Raw genomic sequence first — 20,674 nt, forward strand, 5'->3', positions numbered from 1 at the left:
CCTTATGAAAGCGTACTAGTTTTACTTTTCTACTATACCAAATTTTGAACTAAAAAGGAGAAAAAACTTTTCATTTTTTTCTAAATTTTTTCATATATTTAGAATTCATCTCTTTTGGATTGTTTCCTATGAATTGAGACAAGCTAATTTTTAAGGTGGGAGGTGATGCATAAATGGCTAAACGTAAAGCAAACCACGTAAGAATGGGTATGAATGATGCAAGTGCACAGGGTATTGGTACAGGATATAATGAAGAGTTACAGAATGAACCACTAACAGCTGCTCAGAAGCAAAACAATAAGAAACGCAAAAAAAACCAATAATTATTCTTTAACAGAACAAAAGCGCAAGCGCCATGATCAGCCTCGGGCAAATAAGACGCATTTTATAATTTCCTAGACGATGACAAAAAACGACGGCATCCCGTCGTTTTACTTAGTTATTCTGACTGATTAACATCGCGGACAATTTGTTCAAGGTCACGTTGATATTGCTCTAACCGTTCCCTCTGTGTTTCAGACGCATTTTCCAAGGCATTATTAATTTGTTGATATGCTTCGTTCACTTCTTCTGTAAGGTGTTTCAATTGATGCCCGTAATCTGCACGATCTTTAACAATATTATCATAAGCATCAAAGGCTTGTGTTGCTCCTTGTTGAGCTGCTTGGAATGATTGCTGGTTATTTTTATTATAAGGCATTATCATCACTTTCCTTTCATTATCTATTAAAAACCATATATTAGGATGTGCATTTATTAAAAATTTTATTCATTCTTCACATCGCATGTTTTTTCATTTTTGACTCATCCTAATATGTAGGAGGGATGAAAATGACCAACAAAAATACAAGTAAAGATATGCGTAAAAATGCACCTAAAGGGAACAATCCTGGTCAACCGGAACCTTTGGATGGTTCAAAAAAAGTGAAAAATGCAAATCACACTCGTCAAAAGAACAATCAGGGTCATGATATGTAGAGAAGAAAGAGAATGGAAAATCCATTCTCTTTTTTCATTCACATTTTCTTCAATTGGCGGTTAAGTCTTCACCAATATCAGATTTTTTGAATATTGTAAATGTTAAAGGGATCTAGTTTTATTAGAGAAAAGTCGTTGGGGGTCAATTAATATGAACAAAAAAAAATGTTCAAATCCTATGGACATTCATGGTATTGAGGAATGGATGTCTCAGTTTTTTACAGATCCATTTACTAGTTTACTAGATGAACAAACGTTTCGACTTGATTTATTTGAAACAGGTGAAGATTTTATTGTGGAAGCAGAAATTGGGGAAGCTATTTCAACTGAAATGATCAACATAACCGTGAATAGGGAACATCTCTATATCACCGTCTTAGAGGGCAATCAAGAAAAACATGAGAAAAAAAGAACGGTTGTCCTTCCTTTTTCAATTGAAAGGAAAAAAATAACTGCGTCCTTCACTAATGGTATCTTAGAAATTAGAATATCAAAATCCATTCCTTCCAGTCCTCCGTCTCCATTTATCATCATTAACGGATAGAAATAGTAACCGATTCCATTATTGACTAAACGTATAAAAGACTCTCCATAATTAAAGGAGAGCCTTCTTATCAAATTCTTTCATGTATCATTTCCCTCGATTTGTCTTTCCTCCTGATTTTGGACACTTATTGATATATGTTTAAGATCTGAATTTCCGCATTTCATACACGGCTGCTCTTGATCATGTAATAACATACATTTGGAGCAATAATATTTTATCATCAGGAAATTCCCCTTTTTCAATAAATATATGTGAAAAAGGTGTATTTGTTTCATTCTTCAATTAAATGTTCATAACTATTTTGATACACTTTGTCTAAAGAATCAATTTTGTAAATAAAGAATTCATGGTCTGAATATTCATCAAGTTTATTTACTATTATATACTCATCTCTAGCATTTTTAGCTTTTTCATAAGATGTGAAGATCCCAAGAATATTTGAGCTTTCTCCACATTCAGAACAACCCAGGTCTAAAACGACGTAATACATTGCATTTCACCTCTGATTTTTAACTTCATCACATTGGAAGTGTAACAGATACGACGGTTCCTTGACCAACAATTGAATCGATTTCGATTCTTCCCTGATGATTTTCAATAATTTGAAAACTAGTCATCAGGCCAAAGCCTGTTCCTTTTTCTTTGATTGAATAATAAGGTTCACCAATGTTTTTTAGGCGTTCATTTGGAATTCCACGTCCATTATCTTTCACTTTGACTTTGATGATGCCATCGTTAGCAGACAAGTTTATATAAACCGTTCCTTTTTCTTCGAGTGCATCTAAACCATTTTGAATGATTTGATAAAATACCTGCTTAAGCTGATTTTTGTCACCTCTAACAAGTGGGTTAGCTGCTACATTTTCATACTTTATTTCTTTATTAACTAAAATGGCTTGTGTATTTAAAAGAGTGATGACTTGATTGATCAATTCATCTATATTGAGTGTTTCGTTTTTTTCTTGCTGAGGTCTAGCCATCGTTAGAAACTCCGAAATGATTTCCTCTACTCGATTCAATTCGTCTCGAACAATTTTCATATACTCTTCATTACATTCTTTCGTTTGAGAAAATAACTGGATAAAGCCTTTTATTGATGTTAACGGGTTTCGAATTTCATGTGCCACAGCAGCGGCAAGTTGTCCAACAACTGCTAATTTTTCAGACTTTTGTAACAGCTTGTCCTTCTCTAATCGACTTGTAATATCACGAGATATAGATATCAAGCCGGTAATTTCCCCAGTTTTTTCATCTGCTATAGAACGAATACTTGATTCCACCCAAATATATGTATCATTTTTATGTTTAAATCGATAAGTGATAAGAATAGGATGATGATTTTCCAGTAAGGACATATGCTTCTTTTGAACATAGGAAATATCTTCCGGATGAATATATTGATATGGAACATCTCCTGTTAGTTCATCAGTATCATATCCCAGAATTTGGGTAATCGATGGTGAACTGTACAAAAATCTTCCATCTGGTAAATACAAATTGATAATATCTGAAGAGTTATCAGCTAACAACCTATACTTCTGTTCATTATCCGTTAGTACCCTTTCCAGATTTTTTTGTTCCGTTATATCGTATATTTGAGCTAAAAAATATTTTTTTTGAGCATCTGGATCTTCAATCGAGGTAACGTTTAACGATCCCCAAATAATTTCACCAGATTTGTGAAAATATCGTTTTTCCATCTGATAGGATGGACGTTTTCCGATAAAAACTTCATGATATAACTGCATATCAAGTTGATAATCTTCCGGATGAGATATTTCTCTTAAGGTTACTTCATCCCATTCTTCTTTCGAATATCCAATAAATTCAAAAAAGGCTTCATTTGCCACATTATCTTTGAAATTGTATTCAAATATCATTTGCGGAATTCTAGATTGAAAAAAAACTTTTTCTAAAATTGACGATTTTAATCTCATATTACATCCGACCTTCACTTACTATTAATTGTAAATTTATTTCCACTGAAACTACTATATCAATTTTCTGATAGAATAACCATGTATTTTGTATGATATCCCAAAACTGAACTATTCTCCTAATGGCTAATAGGAAAGATGATGTGAATGAGGCTTATTGCAAATAAACAAAAAAAGTTGACATCTTCTATAGATTGTCAACTTTTTATAAAAACATTAATTATTAATCAAACCGAAACCAACCAAAATCAAAATGACACCCCGGCAAAAATATAAATGTCACTTTTTGTTTACCTGAAATCTTTTCTAAATCGAAGACCTTTTGTTCAAACTTTTCGGATTTTGTGAATTCGATGATTTGTTTCGTTTCCCCTTCTTCACCTGCAAAAGAAACTTGAATTGTGTTTTTATCATGATGGGATCGACCGTAGATGGTCAATTTTGCTGCTCCTTCACCGGTAAAAAGCATATCATCAAACTCAAGAGATACATTGTTTCCAATACCTTCTACACTGTTTTCTTTCATCGTAAAAGTATCGCCATATATATGATCACATTCAGTTGCCATAATTTTTTCAGTCGCTTTGTTCTTTTTTTCAAATATAAAACCTTTTATGTGCACCTTTTGGTTGAGCACAAAGCATATTGATGAAATACCATGAAGGCGCTTGGATAATTGATATGTTTCCTCTTGATAAACATTCCATTTTGAAGGTTTTTGATAAATAACATCTGCAAGTAATTGACTGCCTTCTTCATCTGGCATACCTTCCCAAATTTGGAGCGGGTATTGTTCACTTGATAAAGCAAAGATAGGAATTGTTATCGTATCAGAGCCGTAAGAGCCAAAATCAATTTCCCAAAATCCAACCTGTGTTTCTGCATCCCTGCTGGTTGCCACCCCCCGCTCGTTTCCATTTGTTACTTCACCTTTGCTATAATCATACAGTCCTGCAGAAATAAATTCATAAGGGTCTTTATATGCCTTCCCAAGTCCCTCTGTCTTAAATTCCAATTGGGAAATGAGCCTGATCTTACCGCTGCCATTTTTACTTGTACATCGAATCCGAAATTCTCCATCTCCTAAAGCGGTAACTAACGCTTTCCTTCCATTACCTGTAACTTTTGCAATATTTGATTTAATACCTGATTCATTTACAACGCTCCATTCAACATCTTGATATGTTGCGTTAAGAGGATAAATATTTGCATATACTTCCATTTCAGTCATATTTTCATTAAATAACTGACCTGACTCACTGATTATCTCGATTTTTCGTACAGGTATTTCATCGTTGTTTCCCAAGACAATTGGCATTTCTTGATTTTTTACATTTGCTGCAACACCTTGTAAAGATCCATTTTGAATTGAGATTGACTCAATCTCAATTGATTGAGTATCTAATCCGTTTGAGGAAACTTCGATCATAATCTTACCTGCTTCTAATGTCGACGCAATTATGGCCATTAATTTACCACTAAATAATCTCCTGCTAATTCCTTTATACTGATCATAATCTGTACTATCACCATTATCCAATCCAACTAATCTACCAGCACCAGAAACGTGTACATCCACACGATTTGACGCGTCTTCAACAGGATTACCATGTTCATCATCCAATGTGATTTCTACAAAAAGTAGATCTGTCCCGTTTGCTATTACGTTTTCCTTATCAGGCTGCAGGGAAATGTACTTTGCATCTCCAAACGACCTTCGTACATCCATAGCAATTTCTTTCCCTGTTTCATCATAGGCAATAGCTTTTAATTCGCCTTCTTCGTAAGGAATCTTCCACCACCCGACAAGGTTCTCACCTTTTTCATGGTCAATATCGTGTGTACCAATCTTACGTCCATTAAGTTGTAATTCAATTTTCGGTGCATTGGAACAAACACGAATATCAACCAATTGACCTTTATTAAAATTCCAATATGGAAAAATATGTACCATAGGTGCTGTTTTATAATTCGTCCATGCTGATTGGTAGATATAATACGAGTCTTTCTTAAAAGTAGCTGTGTCAATCTGACCGAAATACGAGTTTTTGGTGTGATATGGTGTAGGTTCTCCTATATAATCGAAACCTGTCCATATAAATTGTCCGAGTGAAAATGGTGTATCCCTTTCTGCCAGAATACAAGCTTCAGCGGACCTAGCTCCCCAACTTGTTGAACTATTTCCAAGTGCTGAACATTGCTCATCATCATCTGCGAGAATTGATTTTTCAAAAGGGAAATGATAGATTCCCCTGCTCTGCACAACGGATGCCGTTTCACTGCCATAGATCACCCAATCAGGATGTTCTTCGTAATGTTTTTGATAGTATTTTTCAGCATAATTATAGCCTGCTACCTTCACGATATCTGCACATTTTTGGGCATTTTCCCAAGGCATATAATTCGATCCAATCGTAACGCTTGCATTTTCCTTCGGATCAAATTCTTTTACATACTGCATTAACAATTTAGTAATTTCCTGACCTCTTTCATCCGCATGAGTATCATAAATCTCATTTCCAATACTCCACATTAGTAAGCTTGGATGATTTCTGTCTCTCATTACCCAGCTTTTCACATCATGATATGCCCATTCCTTAAAGAATCTGGCATAATCATAGGGAGTTTTTGGCCGCTCCCACATATCAAAAGCTTCCGTCACAACAAGAAAACCCATTTCATCTGCTAATTCCATCAATTCTTTTGCAGGCATATTGTGTGCTGTACGGATGGCATTAACACCCATTTCTTTCAGAATATCGAGTCTTCTTTTTAAAGCTGTTTTGTGAAAAGCAGCTCCTAGTGCTCCTAAATCATGGTGTTCACATACTCCGTTTAATTTCATCTTTTTTCCATTAAGATGTAACCCGTTGCTTGGATCTAAATTAATTTCTCTAAAACCAATTTTTTGTGTAATTGTCTCAATTTCTTGATAACTACCTTTACTTCTATTAACCAAAAGCAACTGCGTTTTTAGTTCATAAAGATGGGGAGTATCTGTGTCCCAGAGTACTGGATTTTCAACTTCTAAAACTTGTTGGTTAATCGAAGTTGAAGAATCTGTACTTATCTCTTCTTTAGTGATGGCAATAATATGATCTTCGTCAAGAAGAACATGTGAAATAACAACATCATGATCATGGTTGATTTCAGTGTCCACTTCTATTTGCCAGCTATGTTCTTTCTTTTTAGTAGATATATAGATTCCATCTGTCACAATATGGTTTTTGTTTCTTATCTTTAACCATACATTTCGATATATACCGGCTCCTGAGTACCACCGACTGTTTGGACTTTGATGAACAACTTTAACTAAAATTTCATTTTCACCATCTATTAATACTTCTGTAATTTCATGTTCGAAAGAAGAATAACCGTATTTCCATTCACCTACATACTGATTATTTACATAAAGAGATGAATCCATATAGACTCCATCAAAGGCTAAAAGAACTTGTTGATCCTCTTTCTTTACCTTGAATGTTTTCCGGTACCATCCAATACTGTTTTCATACAAATTTAAGGTATTATAAATTAACCAATCATGAGGAATATCAATTGATTCAAAGCTTAATGAAGATGGATCTTGAGAACTGTCTAGACTGGTTTTTGCAAACTCCCATCCATTATTAAAAAGTTCCTTTTTATTCATATTGTAAACTCACTTTCTATATTATTCGTAACAAGTAAAACTGACGAAAATTGTAAAGGTTATCATGTTACATAATAGTAAAAAGCTATTTAAAATAATTCGGATATGATCGTTTTAAATATTCCTTATCAATAACCGCCAGCATTAAATGCTCTTGCATCAACTTCTCCGCTTTATCAGGGTTTTTCTCTTTTATTCCTTCAAAAATTTCTTTATGTTGCAAGTAAATGGTATACCAGTTAAAGTCAGTCGCTAACCTGAGCATTCTGCTTCGATTAAAGTGAACATTCATTTGTTGAATAACTGACCATATATTATACTTTTGACACCCCATAAAAATGGTCTTATGATATTCCTCATCCAGTTCAAACATTTTTCGGTAATCCTGCTGTTCAATACAAACTTTTTGCATGCTGAGATTCATTTCTAATGTAATTAGTTTATCTTGAGGAAATGTTTCACAAGCTAATCGAATGACCGCTCTTTCCAAATGCTCCCTCATAAATCTTGCTTCTTCCACTAAATTTAAGTCGATTAAAGAGACAAACGTTCCTCTTTGAGGAAATACGTTTAATAGCCCCTCTCTCGAAAGGCGTAAAAAACTTTCCCGAACCGGAGTACGACTTACATTGAATTTTTCAGACATCTCCTTCTCTGAAATACTTGTACCTGGTGCGAGTTGTAAATTTAGTATTTGTGATTTTAGTTCTTCATACACTTGATTGCTTGTTGAAGATCTCGGTTTATGGTCTATATACATTTGATACTCTCCAATCATCTAATGTAACAGTTTTCTATTAATCTATTAAGAAGTTCTTACCTTATAAATTTAACGTCCCACGTTTTTTATTCTTTTGTGCTTTGACTTTTTCTAAGCTGTCCCAAATGCCAAGCAGATACATTATACCTAGTGCACGATCGTATAAGCCGTATCCCGGTCGAGCTTGTTCTCCCCAAATCATCCTTCCATGATCTGGTCTCACATATCCTTTAAAGTTTGTCTCATGTAAAGCTTTAACAATTTCATAAATATCTAAGGATCCGTCAGAGCTTCGATGGGAGCTTTCAGTGAAATCTCCGTTTTCTTCGATTTTCACATTTCGTATATGAGCAAACGGTATCCTGTTTATGCTTGAAAAATACCGCATGATCGCGGGAATATCATTATCAGGATTTACTCCAAGTGAACCAGAACATAATGTTAAACCGTTCGAAGGACTATCCACAAGATTGACAATCCTCTTTAAATTCTGAAACTTCGTCACGATTCTTGGTAATCCAAAAATTGACCATGGAGGATCATCAGGATGAATGGCCATTTTTATATCATGTTCCTCAGCCACAGGAATTACTTTCTTTAAAAAGTATTGCAGGTGTTCAAATAAATCTTCTTCTGTTACATCTTTATATAATTCAAATGCTCTCTTAATTTTTTTAATTCTTTCAGGCTCCCAACCTGGTAGTGAAAAGCCATTTGCAGAGTTTTCAACATTTTTTATTAAAACTTCATGATCTACACGTTCAATCTTTTCCTTTTCATAAGCAAGTACTGTTGATCCATCAGGTAACACCTTAGCCAGATCAGATCTAATCCAATCAAAGACAGGCATAAAGTTATAACAAATGACTTTTATTCCAGCTTGTGCTAAATGACGAATTGTTTGTTGATAATTTTCTATATAATGATCACGTGTTGGTAATCCCAGTTTAATATCTTCATGTACATTTACACTCTCAATTATATCAAGGTTTAAGCCTTTTGCATTTATCTCTTTCTTTAAATCGAAAATTCTATCCAACGGCCACACCTCTCCAGCGGCTATATCATGCAGTCCCCCGACGATGCCATCCATTCCCGGAATCTGTTTTATTTGATCAAGGGTAACACTATCATCTTGACTCCCAAACCAACGAAACGTCATTTTCATTTTTTCTGCCTCCTTATATACTTACTAAATCGAATTTATATGTATACTATTCATACTAGTATGGTAGTTTAGTTATTTTACGTTTGAAATTTATTATTTAGCATGAATCAAATTTTCATTAGATAGAAATGTTATTTGTATCGCTGGAAAATAGGACTTGAGTTTTTCCGCTAAGTATTCCATCCCGGGTTCTTCGCTGGCAGCATGACCAATCATGATTAAGAGCTTTTTCTTACCTTGAACTCCTGCGTCACGTATATATTCCGGTGTTTCCCACTCCTGACCTTCTCCAGTGATAATCAAGTCCACGTTTTCTTTTTCGAATAATGGGATGGCTGTTTCTCCACCTCCTCGAAAACCAACTGTAAGTCCTATCCTAGCGCATTCAAGGCTCAAATCTCCTACAACTCGAACAAAAGGAATAGAAAGTTTTTCTTTCACATACGCAACGATTTTTTCACCTGACATAGGTGGGATAGCCAGAATAGATGATGTGTGATTATGTCTCTCTAAATAGCCGTCCCACTCTAATCTCTGAATAAGCCCTTCTGTTATTAGATCAGGCGTGTATTTGTGAATATAGTCATGAAATCGGTAAATAGCGATTCCTGAGTTTTTAATTAGTTCAAGCTTTTCAGCATATACTCCATTATTTTTTAAGACTTTATCGTTTTGATTATGACTGTAAAATATTCCTTCATGTGTTATTATCATGTTTGCACCTATTTTTTTGGCATGTTTAATAGCAAAATGTGATGCGACAAATGTTATAAGTATTCCATTTACCTCATCATCACCATTTCCAAATAGGAGCGAGTCTACTGTTGATTCCATATTCTCAACTGGAGACTCTAATTGTTTCACAACATCTGTTACTTTTATTCCCATCATGTTCCCCTCGCATTATTGTTATCATTTTATAAACTACTCCAGTTGTTGATCTGTATGTTTTGAACTCGTTTTCAGAAAGTTAGTTTCAATATCTAAAAGCATTTCCTTTGTATTAAGGGCCAAGAGATAAAAGACAATGCTTGATACAAAAAGAATTAAAAAGTCAGTTGTAATTGTCGTAATAAATGCTAGGATAAACAGGATCAACATATTTCCCACTGTGTTTTTCACCTTCATAAAACTGTAATAAACAGATAGCTTCCATATATCTCTCATTCTAAATTTAAAGCGCGAACTTATTGCAACAGCATTTAATATCAACATAGTCCATAAGACGATCAGAACGAAAATCACTATCGATAAAATTTGATTTAATTCTGTTGGTGTTTGGCGAAGATACTGTAAATCAACGATTAAAATAAAGTAAACCAAAAGAATTGGGAACCAGATGGATAAAATATCTTTTATATTCTTTTTAAATCCGTAGAAAAAGTCATGTGTTGGAGAAAGCTCTTTCGTTCTCACAAGTTTTTCCATAGAATAGTATAAAGCTGCTACAGCTGGACCTGTGGGGATTAGAGCTAAAAAGTACAGGAGAATGTTTGAAAATGAAGGTTCTAATGTCATAAAGAAAAAAATAAACAGTCCATTAGTTAAGACAAAATAAATATTTGTTAATAGAAAAGCATAAACATAGTTAGTAAATGTATATAAAATCCCTTGACCAAATTGATTCTTTTCATCCATTATTGTTCACCTGCTTTTTAGTAGAGGTTAACTAAACGTGATATGAGTCACGTTTAGTTAACCTCTTTATTAGATTATTTATTAGCGTCTTTATACGTTTTATTTGCTAGATCTACGTATTGTTGCAAGCCTTGACCCTCTAATTCTTTTACAAATGCATCGAATTCACTTAAATCACGTTCACCTAAGATAAATTTCAATGTATTTTGATCAGTAAAATCTTTTAATGGCGTGCTTAATAATGTTACTTGTTCTCTATCTTCAACTGTGTAAGGAATTGGTGGCTCTGCAGGAACGGTTGTTTTTCTATTTGCCATATCCTCTTGGAACTTGATCTCCTCTTCACTCATCATAGATCGAAGAAGGTCAGTTGTTCCACCATAAGCAAATACTCCTCCTGAGAAACCATAATCGATACGTAAGTCTTTCGTTCCAGCAGGGTTTAAGCCATTATAATTAACCTCTTCAACCAGAGTTCTAGTTCCATCTTCAGCCTTTGTAAATGTCGTGCCTTCAACTCCCCATTTAGTAAACTCCTGACCTTCATCACTATAATATAACCAATCAATGAATTGAAGGATCGCGTCAAAGTATTCGCTTTCTTTAGCTTTAGAAGAAATCATTACCCCATTTTCTAATCTTGAACCGCCCATTAAATCTCCAGCAGGTCCACCAGGAACAGTTATTTTCGCAATAGAATAATTTCCTTCACCTAACGTTTTGTCCATATCAGTTCGATGTTGAACAACTGTTTGTGAGTTTCCATTAATGATAAATGACTTGCCTGTAACAAACTTCTGAACAGCCTGATCATCTTCTTGAGTAAAGCTTTCTTTATCCAATAGACCTTCTTCAACTAATTTATTAAAATAGGTTAGCAATTCTTTATACTCATCTGTTGTTGCTGTTGGTACGAATTCATCCTTAGATTCGTCATATGTTAAACCATTTCCAAAACCCCATCCGGCTTTTGTGCCGAAGTTAACTGCGGCAATATTTAGTGTACTATTGAAAGTAAATCGATCAGAAAAAGGTGTAACATCAGGATATAATTCCTTTAATTGTTTCATTGCTGTATACAATTCATCCCATGTTTTTGGAATCGCAATATTATGCTTTTCGAAAATATCTGTTCTTACAATTAATGTATAATCTGGCCAAACAGCTTCATGTAAACCAGGTAAAACGTAGAATTTTCCATCCTTCTGACGAAGTCCTTTTAATTCATCTTCAAGTTGCCATTTCTCCACTTTTTCCTTAAAGTGAGGCATTTTGTCCATGTAATCACTTATAGGTAATGCTGCGCCAGAAGCAACAAATGGTGCTTCTTCACCTGGATAAGTTTTTGGAATTATTAACGGTGCATCACCAGAACTAATTAAAAGACTACGTTTTTGAGGATAATCACTTAAAGGAACAATTGTTGGTTTTAATGTTACATTCGTTGTTTCTTTAATATGATCCCATAACAGCCAGTCTTCCTTGTATGGATATGTAGGTTGATCCATGTAGAGAATTGAAAGATCAAATTCTTCACTAGATTTAAAAGTATCACCTACATTGTATGATTCCATCGCTCCTTTTTGATTTACGTTCTTCTCCTCTGAACTTGATGTTTCATTGTTTGAACACCCAGCAACAACAAGTGCTGACAAAGCCAATACACTAAATGTCGACTTTAACCCTTTTAGACCTTTCCCCATTTCTTTTCCTCCCTTTTTTTGGTTTTGTCGATTTAACATAAGCGTTTTTATCTACTTAGGCGATAAGACGCTCATTAAAAGAAAGATAATCCCTTCTCTTAATGAGAGTCTCATTGCTACTAAGTAAACAATGAAGCTTTTATTAAACGCTTTTGTATTTTACTTAACAGATCCGAGCATTACTCCCGATACAAAGTATTTTTGTACAAATGGATAGATTGTTAAGATCGGTAAAATTGTTAAGACCATCGTAACGGATTTAATGTTTGCCGATATTTGAGTTAAATTATCAGCAGAAGAGGCACCGGCAGATGTTGCTCCAGTCACACCTGCTATCATATTTCTCAAATACATCGTAACAGGGAATAACTCTTTTTGATCTAAGTATAAGAATGCTGGAAACCAAGAGTTCCAATGTCCTACTGCATAAAACAAAATCATTGTTGCAATAACTGCCTTACTGAGGGGCAGAACAATTTTCAATAAAATTCCATACGTATTTAATCCATCGATAGAAGCCGCTTCCTCCAATTCTTCTGGCATATTTTCAAAAAATGACTTCATAATTAACATGTTATAAACACTGATCGCACCTGGAATGACGATGGCCCAAATTGAGTTACCAAATCCTAAACTATTAATTAACACATAGTTAGGTACTAACCCACCATTAAAAAACATGGTAAATACGGCGAAAAATGTTAAAAACTTTCTACCTACTAAACGTTTCTTTGATAATGCATAGGCAAAGATTGTTGTAAGGAACATAGAAATCGCTGTTCCTACAACTGTATATACAACTGTATTTTTATAATTGATCCAAAACATACTATCTTGTGCAATTGTCTTGTAAGTGTCTATATTAAATCCTCTAGGGAAAAGAGTAACTTTCCCTGCATTGATATAGGCCTCACTACTAAATGATTGAGCGATTACATTTAAAAAAGGGTAAAGTGTACAAAAAACGATGATGATTAAAATTGATACATTGAAAACTTTAAATATTTTATATTGTTTTGACTCTTTCATTTTATCAACCCCCTACCACAAGCTTCTTTCAGTTAATTTTCTAGAAATTCCATTAGCTGATAATACTAAGACCAAGCCTATAATAGATTCAAATAACCCGATCGCAGTTGCATAACTAAAATTACTAGATTCCAAACCAACTCGATATAAATATGTTGAGATAACATCTGATGTTTGATAAGTTAATGGGTTATATAAAAGTAAGATTTTTTCAAAGCCTACTGCCAAGAAACTCCCGATATTTAGAATTAGTAAAACAACAATTGTTGGAAGAATTCCTGGTATTGTGATATGAAGAGTTTGTTTCCAGCGATTTGCACCATCTATTTTGGCAGCCTCATACAATGATTCATCTATTGTTGTTAGTGCTGCTAAGTACAAAATTGCTCCCCATCCCATCGTTTGCCATATCTCTGAAGTTACATAAATGGTTCTGAACCATTCTGCTTGTTGAATAAAGTTAATCTTTTCACCCGTGAAAAATTCCACAATCGAATTGATAGTCCCATTAACTGCTGTTAATTGCAGAATCATTCCTGCTACAATAACGATTGATAAAAAGTGAGGTAAATATGATGCCGTTTGAACAAACTTCTTGAATTTTTTCGCTTTAATTTCATTAAGCAATAAGGCAAAAATGATCGGCATCGGAAAACAAATAATAAGTGTTAATCCACCAAGCATTAGGGTGTTTTTAAACACATTCCAAAATGTTGGATCATTGATAAACATCTTAAAATAATGTAGGCCTACCCAAGATTCCCCGTAAATTTTACCTCCAGGCATAAATCGTCTAAATGCAATAATATTCCCAAACATAGGTCCATATTTAAATATGATTAAGTAAATGATGGGTAGAACTAGCAATGAGTACAGCTGCCAATCCCTTCGTATGATAGTTCCCAAAAAAGCTAGTTTACTTCTTTTGATTACAATATTTGATTCCCCACCTGTTTCGACTTTAATTTCTGCCATATTAATCCCCCCACTCTTTTCACAAAATAATTAAGAACAAAAACAACATATCTTTGAAGCGCTTACAAACAATTCGAGAGTTTTATATGTTTCTGTTTGATTACAAATGAATATTAATAATACTAGTATGGTAGTAATATGAAATAGGATAAATTTACAACCGAAATGTTTATATGAGCAATAAAATTAGTGGAGCAGGTGTTTTATGCGACATTCTGTAAAAAAAACAATATTATATTACTGTCCTGCCCCATCCATTTGGTTATATTAATTTTTTCTACTACTTAAATACTAGATTTGCATTTCTTCTTCATTTGAGATATTTATCGCGTTAAGCTGTGCAAGTAAGCATAACTCAGCAGCTTTAAATGTATGCTCTTGAGTCATCGCATTCTCCGTTCCATTTAAGCAGTCTAAAATATGTGAACCGAAATATGGAAATCCCACTTTTCCATTTACATTAAAATGTTTTTCACCAACTTCATTGACTAGATACAAGTGACTACCGCTTTTTTCTCTTGCAATATCAACATATTTTCTTAATTCTATATAGCCTTCTGTACCTAAGATGAGTGTTCTTCCATCTCCCCAAGTACTTAGACCGGTCGGAGTTAACCAATCAACCCGGAAATAACCTGTTGCTCCATTATCAGCAATTAAATTAGCATCCCCAAAATCTTCAAGCTCAGGATATTTTGAATGTTTGTAGTTTCCTACTTTACTATGGACCACTCTTGCGTCTTTAGCTCCTGTATAAAATAAAAACTGTTCAATTTGATGACTTCCGATGTCACATAAAATTCCGCCATAAAATTCTTTTTTGAAGAACCAATCCGGTCGATGATCTGGATTAGTACGATGTGGACCTGTGCCCATCACTTGAACAACATCTCCAATTGCACCTTGCTCAATAAGCTGCCCTGCAAAAATGGCACTTTCATTATGAAGACGTTCACTATAATAGACAGCCCAAATGAGTCCAGTTTCTTTCACTTTATCTTTGGCAGCTTGTAATTGACTTAATGTTGTAAAGGGTGCTTTGTCAGTAAAATAGTGCTTACCTGCATTCATGGTTCTCAAACCTAATTCACATCGTTTAGATGTAATGGCTGCACCGGCAACTAACTGAACAGAAGGGTCCTGAAGAACTTCTTCCTCAGATACAGCAACCTTCACGTTTGGAAAAATTCCACAAAATCTGTCCACCTTTTTTTTATCAGGGTCATACACCCATTTTAATTCAGCACCAGCCTCTATTAATCCATTACACATTCCATAAATGTGTCCATGATCAAGTCCAATAGCAGCAAAAGCAAATTCACCTTCTTGAACAACAGGTTCATATTTACCTATTGGCGCATAATTCATGCCATCATGTGTTTGCATAATATCCTCCTTGACTCGCTTTATTTACTCGTATTTACCACCTGTTGTAATTTTTGTATCAGAGAAATTTTCAATGCTCGTTGTTTTCTCATAAAAACGTTTAACATGTGCAAGTATTCCTTCACGTGTATAAAAAGGATCATCTACTGAAAGAGGTAATGTTACGCGAACACCTTCATTTGCAGACTTGTAAATGGCTGTAATGAGTTCTAATGTATTACGTCCTTGAATACCATCAACAAGTAAACACTCTTGGCCATTGATGGCTTCTAAGAACTGATTAATTTGTCCAGTGTGGCCTTCATGTTCAAGTAATGGACATTCATCCCAAAATTGTTGAATCTTCGTTTCGATGTCAGTATCACTTTCTTCGTATGGAAATCCATTCGCTCGAGCCTTTTGCGCTTTCACCTTCCATGGAACAGAAACTCTTGCTTTTTCCCCTTGAAAAATAAGCTGCTGTTCTTCACCATGATGGACAACAGAACTCGTCACTTGTGCTAATCCTCCATCTTCATACTGTAAAATGGCAACCGACAGATCTTCAACCTCTGCATTATCATGTAATGTATTTGAAGAAATAGCTACGATTTCTTTCGGCATTCCCATCATCCATTGCAACATATCAATATGATGAACAGCATGATTTAACGTACAGCCTCCACCTTCTTTTTCCCAAGTGCCTCTCCACCATAAATCATAGTAACTATGACCTCTCCACCAATAGGAATCAATTTGTGCATGAGCTATTTTCCCAATTAATTTCTGGTTCAGTACATGACTTAAATTCATAATTGGATTCATAAAACGATTTTGAGCAACAACAGATAGTAGTCTATTGCTTTCCTTAGCTGCCATAATCATGTCGTCACATTCTTTTAATGAGGAAGCCATTGGTTTTTCAACCAAAACATGTTTACCCGCTCGAAGAAAGTCAACAGCTAGATTTCTATGAGTAAAAGGTGGTGTACATATTGAAACAGCATCAATTGTTGGATCATCCAATAATTCACTGTAATCGCTAACAATTTTACATTTTAAAGAGAAAGTTTCTGCAAGTGTCCTCGCTTTGTCTGGGTAGATATCTGCTAATGCAACGATTTTACATTTTTCCGATAAAGTATCATACGCTTTAACATGGGCAGAAGCTATTCCACCGGCACCGATAATGGCTATATTAATCAAGGGACCATTTCCTTTCCGAATAGAAGATTAATAATATCCTAGTAATACTAGTATGGTAGTGAACTTATAAAAAAATGTTATGTCATTTCAAAATATTAGTAAATAAGGCGACTATGTTCATCCTGGATACCGGAATGTCTAAAGAAATACGTATTGATACGATCTCTCCACTCAATTGCATTTTCTAATTGCATGTTAAATCGATCTAATACATTTTTATACCGATAGGAATCTATGTTTTGCTCAAGCTGTTTCCACTTTTGAATCATATCCTGAACCTGTTCAACCCCTAAAAAGTGTGTATCGTAAATATGTTGAATAACCGTCTTACCCGATTTTAATTGATGACGATAAGGGACATGATGGAAAAATAATAATAAATTATCCGGACACGTTTCAATTGAATCATATAGACTGGCGTTTTCAGGATAATATTGTGAAGTATATCCAGTTCCGTCTTTTATCGTTCGATTCACTCCTGTACCAAAGCAATCTGAAAAATGATACGTTCCCCACAATGAGTATTCATACCCTTCAATATTAGGTCCATAGTGATGACCCGGATTAATCATCCAGCCAACCCCAAGCGGTGCCGTATAATTCTCATAAATCTCCCAAGAATGAAGAAGCATTTTCGTAATAGTTGAAACAACTTCATCATCATGACCAAATGTAATACGAACCCACTCATTCGCAATTTCCTCTGATGTTAAGTCGGTATTCCAAATTAAACGGCCATAGCCAAAAAAGTTTGCTTGAGCAAGTGTATTTCCTGTCCAGTTCATATCATTTCCAATATTAGATACAGCTGTGATACCACTATATGTTAGGTCAAACTGTGATCCATCTACAATCGATTTGATCGTGGTTCCTTCTCCCTTTGCGTGCGTGTCAAAGTCCAAAACTTCCTTCCATTGTGGAACAAGGAAGCATAAATCTTTTTGTTGTCCCGTATATTCTTGTGCCACTTGAAATTCAAGTACATGGTTTGTGTTCTGCAGGGCACCAAATAAAGGGGAAACAGGTTCTCTTACTTGGAAATCCATTGGACCATTTTTAATCTGGAGAATAACATTATCCATAAACTCTCCGTCTAATGGTTTAAAATGATCATATGCCGCTCTTGCACGATCTGTTTTTCGATCACGCCAATCTTGAAGACAGTTGTAAACAAAACATCTCCAGAAAACAAGTCCACCAAACGGCTCAAGTGCTTTAGCCAGCATATTTGCCCCATCTGCATGTGTACGATTATATGTAAAAGGCCCGGGACGATGTTCTGAATCCGCTTTCACAATAAACCCGCCAAAATCAGGTATATGTTGATAAATCTCTTTTGTTTTCTCGATCCACCATTGCTGTACATCTTTATCCAAAGGATCTGCAGTTGGAAGATTACCAATTTCCATTGTACTTGCATAATTAACACTTAAATATGTTGTAATACCATAACATCTCATAATATCAGCAATTTCTGCAACGCTTGGTAGCATTTCTTTTGTAATAAGATTAGTCTCCACTTTGTGCACGTTTACATTATTAATGGATAAACTGTTAATTCCGACTGAAGATAACAATCTAGCATAGTCTTTGATTCTTTTTATATCATGTATAAATTCATAGTCTTTATAGAAAATGGAATCTCCAGAATATCCCCGCTCAATACTACCGTCCATATTATCCCAATGATTAATCATTCGAATTTGGTTAGACGGATTTTCTATAATGGCTAATTCATTAAGGTTTTCTCGCATTTGCATAAGTCTTAAGAGATGAAATGCTCCATATAACACACCTTTATCCTGTTTTCCAATTATCGCGATTGTATGATGGTTTTTGTATGTAATCGTTTGAATAAGGTAGCTGTCTTCTTGTAAATGATCTAAAACTGTTGTATTAATACCATAATCTTTTAATTGGTTATTTTCATAAGTTGCTAAAACAATTGATGGTTTTTCTAGTGGGACTGCATGTACTGATGGAGGGTGTATCATCGAAGTAATACCTTGTACCAGCTCTTCTTTAGCTGCCTGAATGATTTGTGAATGATCTAAAAAGATGAGAGTTTCGCAATATGTCTGATAATGTTCTTTTATTGAGCTGTCAAGCTTATTATATTGCAGCCAACAATGATACGCTGCTTCCAAAGTTTGTTCTTTGATTTGGATATTAGTGGAATTGTTCAAAGGATTACCCCTTTCCTTTTAATTTAGGATGACTCTACAGACAGAGTCATCCTCCTTTTTATAAAAAGAATTTAAACCGTTACATTTGCCAATGTTTCAATAATGTATTGGTTTACCGTTGCTTTTAAACGCTCTTGTCTACCTGAAGCATTTTTAATTTCTGTTAATTGTAGAGCATATTCTTCAAGCTTGCGAAGGTTTGTTTTTCCTTCAACAATCTCTAGTCCAATTCCTTGTGTATAACTGCTATATCTTTCTTCAATAAAGTTATCAAGAACTTTATCTTGGATTAATTTGTTCGCAACTTTTGTACCGATTGCAAATGTGTCCATTCCGGCAATATGTGCATGGAAAAGATCTTCAGCTTCAAATGATCCTCTTCTTACTTTTGCATCGAAGTTTAATCCGCCTTTTCCTAAGCCATCATTTTTGAGAATCTCATACATTGCTAATGTTGTAGAATATAAATCTGTCGGGAATTCATCCGTATCCCAGCCAAGTAGTGTATCACCTTGGTTTGCATCAACAGATCCCAGCATATTGTTTTCGCGTGCAACACGTAATTCGTGTTCGAACGTATGACCTGCAAGTGTAGCGTGGTTTGCTTCAATATTAAATTTAAAATGGTCTGTAAGATCATATTTTTGCAAGAAAGCTAATCCAGTCGCAACATCAAAATCATATTGGTGTTTAGTAGGTTCTTTTGGTTTTGGTTCAATTAGGAATGGTGCATCAAAACCGATTTCTTTAGCATAGTCAACTGCCATATGGAAGAAACGTGCAAGGTTATCTAATTCTAAGCCCATGTTTGTATTAAGAAGTGTTTCATAGCCTTCACGACCACCCCAGAATACATAGTTTTCCGCACCTAGCTCTTTTCCAACTTCAAGCGCTTTTTTCACCTTTGCCGCTGAGTAAGCGTAAACATCAGCATTGTTAGAAGTAGCAGCCCCATGAACATAACGTGGGTTTGTAAACATGTTCGCTGTATTCCAGAGTAGCTTCGTTTTGCTTGTTTTCATATATTCTTTAATCATCGCAACAATAATATCTTGATTTTTATTTGATTCAGCTAATGTTGCTCCTTCTGGTGCAATATCTACATCATGGAAGCAGAAGAATGGTACATTTAGCTTTTCGAAAAATTCAAATGCAGCTTCAACACGAGCTTTTGCTAAATCTAAGCCTTGCAAGTGATTCCATGGGCGAACAGCTGTTCCAACACCGAACGGATCGGAACCGTCAGCAGTAAATGTATGCCAGTATGCAACTGAAAAGCGGAGTAAATCCTCCATTTTCTTTCCGTTAATGACTTCCTCAGGATTATAGTATTTAAAAGCTAGAGGGTTTGCAGAACCAGGTCCTTCATATTTAATTTGGTTAACGTTTTCAAAATAAGCCATGTTTTTTGCCTCCCGATTAACTAAACTTAAAAACTCCCAAACTACTGTTAACGCTTTCAATAATAGAGCATTAACATACAACAATTAGCTTTTTGGTTGTCTTTTAATATAAGTTTTATTCTTTTGT

General features: G+C 34.8%; 18 protein-coding genes. 3 read left to right on the forward strand and 15 right to left on the reverse strand.

All coding sequences use genetic code 11. The features are described from left to right. Positions 1–173 precede the first annotated feature (173 nt). The gene (sspO, locus tag BK577_RS17385; protein ID WP_026561654.1) at positions 174–323 is read left to right on the forward strand and encodes a small acid-soluble spore protein O; all 150 of its coding nucleotides are present in this window, start codon (positions 174–176) and stop codon (positions 321–323) included. Between the two features lie 116 nt (positions 324–439). On the opposite strand, the gene BK577_RS17390 is transcribed toward sspO, so the two are convergent. After that, positions 440–700: a hypothetical protein gene (locus BK577_RS17390; RefSeq protein WP_078434124.1), complete on the reverse strand. Its 261-nt coding sequence runs from the start codon at positions 698–700 to the stop codon at positions 440–442. 131 nt (positions 701–831) lie between these two features. Between BK577_RS17390 and BK577_RS17395 the strand changes: the two genes are divergently transcribed. Both BK577_RS17395 and BK577_RS17400 read left to right on the forward strand, forming a co-directional pair. Further along, entirely contained in the window at positions 832–978 is a 147-nt protein-coding gene (locus BK577_RS17395) for a small acid-soluble spore protein P (RefSeq protein ID WP_078434125.1), read from the forward strand. A gap of 151 nt (positions 979–1,129) precedes the next feature. After that, positions 1,130–1,522, forward strand: coding sequence for an Hsp20/alpha crystallin family protein (locus BK577_RS17400; protein ID WP_078434126.1), 393 nt, complete (start codon positions 1,130–1,132; stop codon positions 1,520–1,522). Between the two features lie 274 nt (positions 1,523–1,796). On the opposite strand, the gene BK577_RS17405 is transcribed toward BK577_RS17400, so the two are convergent. The 14 genes from BK577_RS17405 to xylA form a co-directional block, all read right to left on the reverse strand. Continuing rightward, complete coding sequence (locus BK577_RS17405; RefSeq protein ID WP_078434127.1) at positions 1,797–2,015, reverse strand: hypothetical protein; 219 nt, start codon at positions 2,013–2,015, stop codon at positions 1,797–1,799. A gap of 28 nt (positions 2,016–2,043) precedes the next feature. Continuing rightward, the gene (locus BK577_RS17410; protein WP_078434128.1) at positions 2,044–3,462 is read right to left on the reverse strand and encodes a PAS domain S-box protein; all 1,419 of its coding nucleotides are present in this window, start codon (positions 3,460–3,462) and stop codon (positions 2,044–2,046) included. A 223-nt stretch (positions 3,463–3,685) separates the two neighbouring features. Beyond that, a complete protein-coding gene (locus tag BK577_RS17415) occupies positions 3,686–7,114 on the reverse strand; it encodes a glycoside hydrolase family 2 TIM barrel-domain containing protein (RefSeq protein ID WP_078434129.1) in 3,429 nt (1,142 codons plus the stop codon). A gap of 85 nt (positions 7,115–7,199) precedes the next feature. After that, on the reverse strand, positions 7,200–7,874 hold the full coding sequence (locus BK577_RS17420) for a GntR family transcriptional regulator (RefSeq protein WP_078434130.1): 675 nt from the start codon (positions 7,872–7,874) through the stop codon (positions 7,200–7,202). A gap of 61 nt (positions 7,875–7,935) precedes the next feature. Then, positions 7,936–9,042, reverse strand: coding sequence for a mannonate dehydratase (uxuA, locus tag BK577_RS17425; RefSeq protein WP_078434131.1), 1,107 nt, complete (start codon positions 9,040–9,042; stop codon positions 7,936–7,938). Positions 9,043–9,135: 93 nt separating this feature from the next. Then, positions 9,136–9,930, reverse strand: coding sequence for a Nif3-like dinuclear metal center hexameric protein (locus tag BK577_RS17430; protein WP_078434132.1), 795 nt, complete (start codon positions 9,928–9,930; stop codon positions 9,136–9,138). Positions 9,931–9,966: 36 nt separating this feature from the next. Next, positions 9,967–10,680, reverse strand: a complete 714-nt coding sequence (locus BK577_RS17435) for a DUF624 domain-containing protein (protein ID WP_078434133.1) — start codon at positions 10,678–10,680, stop codon at positions 9,967–9,969. Between the two features lie 74 nt (positions 10,681–10,754). Then, entirely contained in the window at positions 10,755–12,383 is a 1,629-nt protein-coding gene (locus tag BK577_RS17440; RefSeq protein WP_078434134.1) for an ABC transporter substrate-binding protein, read from the reverse strand. Positions 12,384–12,542: 159 nt separating this feature from the next. Continuing rightward, positions 12,543–13,412 carry a carbohydrate ABC transporter permease gene (locus BK577_RS17445; protein WP_026561665.1) on the reverse strand — a complete coding sequence of 290 codons (870 nt, stop codon included), beginning with the start codon at positions 13,410–13,412 and terminating at the stop codon, positions 12,543–12,545. Between the two features lie 12 nt (positions 13,413–13,424). Beyond that, positions 13,425–14,387 carry an ABC transporter permease gene (locus tag BK577_RS17450; protein ID WP_078434135.1) on the reverse strand — a complete coding sequence of 321 codons (963 nt, stop codon included), beginning with the start codon at positions 14,385–14,387 and terminating at the stop codon, positions 13,425–13,427. A 291-nt stretch (positions 14,388–14,678) separates the two neighbouring features. Continuing rightward, on the reverse strand, positions 14,679–15,773 hold the full coding sequence (locus BK577_RS17455; RefSeq protein ID WP_078434136.1) for a Gfo/Idh/MocA family protein: 1,095 nt from the start codon (positions 15,771–15,773) through the stop codon (positions 14,679–14,681). Positions 15,774–15,797: 24 nt separating this feature from the next. Further along, positions 15,798–16,958 carry a Gfo/Idh/MocA family protein gene (locus tag BK577_RS17460; RefSeq protein WP_078434137.1) on the reverse strand — a complete coding sequence of 387 codons (1,161 nt, stop codon included), beginning with the start codon at positions 16,956–16,958 and terminating at the stop codon, positions 15,798–15,800. A 95-nt stretch (positions 16,959–17,053) separates the two neighbouring features. Then, positions 17,054–19,105 carry an alpha-glucuronidase family glycosyl hydrolase gene (locus BK577_RS17465; protein WP_078435303.1) on the reverse strand — a complete coding sequence of 684 codons (2,052 nt, stop codon included), beginning with the start codon at positions 19,103–19,105 and terminating at the stop codon, positions 17,054–17,056. A gap of 110 nt (positions 19,106–19,215) precedes the next feature. Then, positions 19,216–20,547, reverse strand: a complete 1,332-nt coding sequence (xylA, locus tag BK577_RS17470; RefSeq protein WP_078434138.1) for a xylose isomerase — start codon at positions 20,545–20,547, stop codon at positions 19,216–19,218. Positions 20,548–20,674: the final 127 nt, after the last annotated feature.

The sequence above is a fragment of the Metabacillus halosaccharovorans genome, from assembly GCF_002019635.1.
In the GTDB taxonomy this organism is placed as follows: domain Bacteria; phylum Bacillota; class Bacilli; order Bacillales; family Bacillaceae; genus Metabacillus; species Metabacillus halosaccharovorans.

Bases quoted from the DNA above. Each gene is read 5' to 3' on its own strand.
- sspO (WP_026561654.1), top strand. From the start codon at position 174: ATGGCTAAACGTAAAGCAAACCACGTAAGAATGGGTATGAATGATGCA.
- BK577_RS17390 (WP_078434124.1), bottom strand. From the start codon at position 700: ATGCCTTATAATAAAAATAACCAGCAATCATTCCAAGCAGCTCAACAA.
- BK577_RS17395 (WP_078434125.1), top strand. From the start codon at position 832: ATGACCAACAAAAATACAAGTAAAGATATGCGTAAAAATGCACCTAAA.
- BK577_RS17400 (WP_078434126.1), top strand. From the start codon at position 1,130: ATGAACAAAAAAAAATGTTCAAATCCTATGGACATTCATGGTATTGAG.
- BK577_RS17405 (WP_078434127.1), bottom strand. From the start codon at position 2,015: ATGTATTACGTCGTTTTAGACCTGGGTTGTTCTGAATGTGGAGAAAGC.
- BK577_RS17410 (WP_078434128.1), bottom strand. From the start codon at position 3,462: ATGAGATTAAAATCGTCAATTTTAGAAAAAGTTTTTTTTCAATCTAGA.
- BK577_RS17415 (WP_078434129.1), bottom strand. From the start codon at position 7,114: ATGAATAAAAAGGAACTTTTTAATAATGGATGGGAGTTTGCAAAAACC.
- BK577_RS17420 (WP_078434130.1), bottom strand. From the start codon at position 7,874: ATGTATATAGACCATAAACCGAGATCTTCAACAAGCAATCAAGTGTAT.
- uxuA (WP_078434131.1), bottom strand. From the start codon at position 9,042: ATGAAAATGACGTTTCGTTGGTTTGGGAGTCAAGATGATAGTGTTACC.
- BK577_RS17430 (WP_078434132.1), bottom strand. From the start codon at position 9,930: ATGGGAATAAAAGTAACAGATGTTGTGAAACAATTAGAGTCTCCAGTT.
- BK577_RS17435 (WP_078434133.1), bottom strand. From the start codon at position 10,680: ATGGATGAAAAGAATCAATTTGGTCAAGGGATTTTATATACATTTACT.
- BK577_RS17440 (WP_078434134.1), bottom strand. From the start codon at position 12,383: ATGGGGAAAGGTCTAAAAGGGTTAAAGTCGACATTTAGTGTATTGGCT.
- BK577_RS17445 (WP_026561665.1), bottom strand. From the start codon at position 13,412: ATGAAAGAGTCAAAACAATATAAAATATTTAAAGTTTTCAATGTATCA.
- BK577_RS17450 (WP_078434135.1), bottom strand. From the start codon at position 14,387: ATGGCAGAAATTAAAGTCGAAACAGGTGGGGAATCAAATATTGTAATC.
- BK577_RS17455 (WP_078434136.1), bottom strand. From the start codon at position 15,773: ATGCAAACACATGATGGCATGAATTATGCGCCAATAGGTAAATATGAA.
- xylA (WP_078434138.1), bottom strand. From the start codon at position 20,547: ATGGCTTATTTTGAAAACGTTAACCAAATTAAATATGAAGGACCTGGT.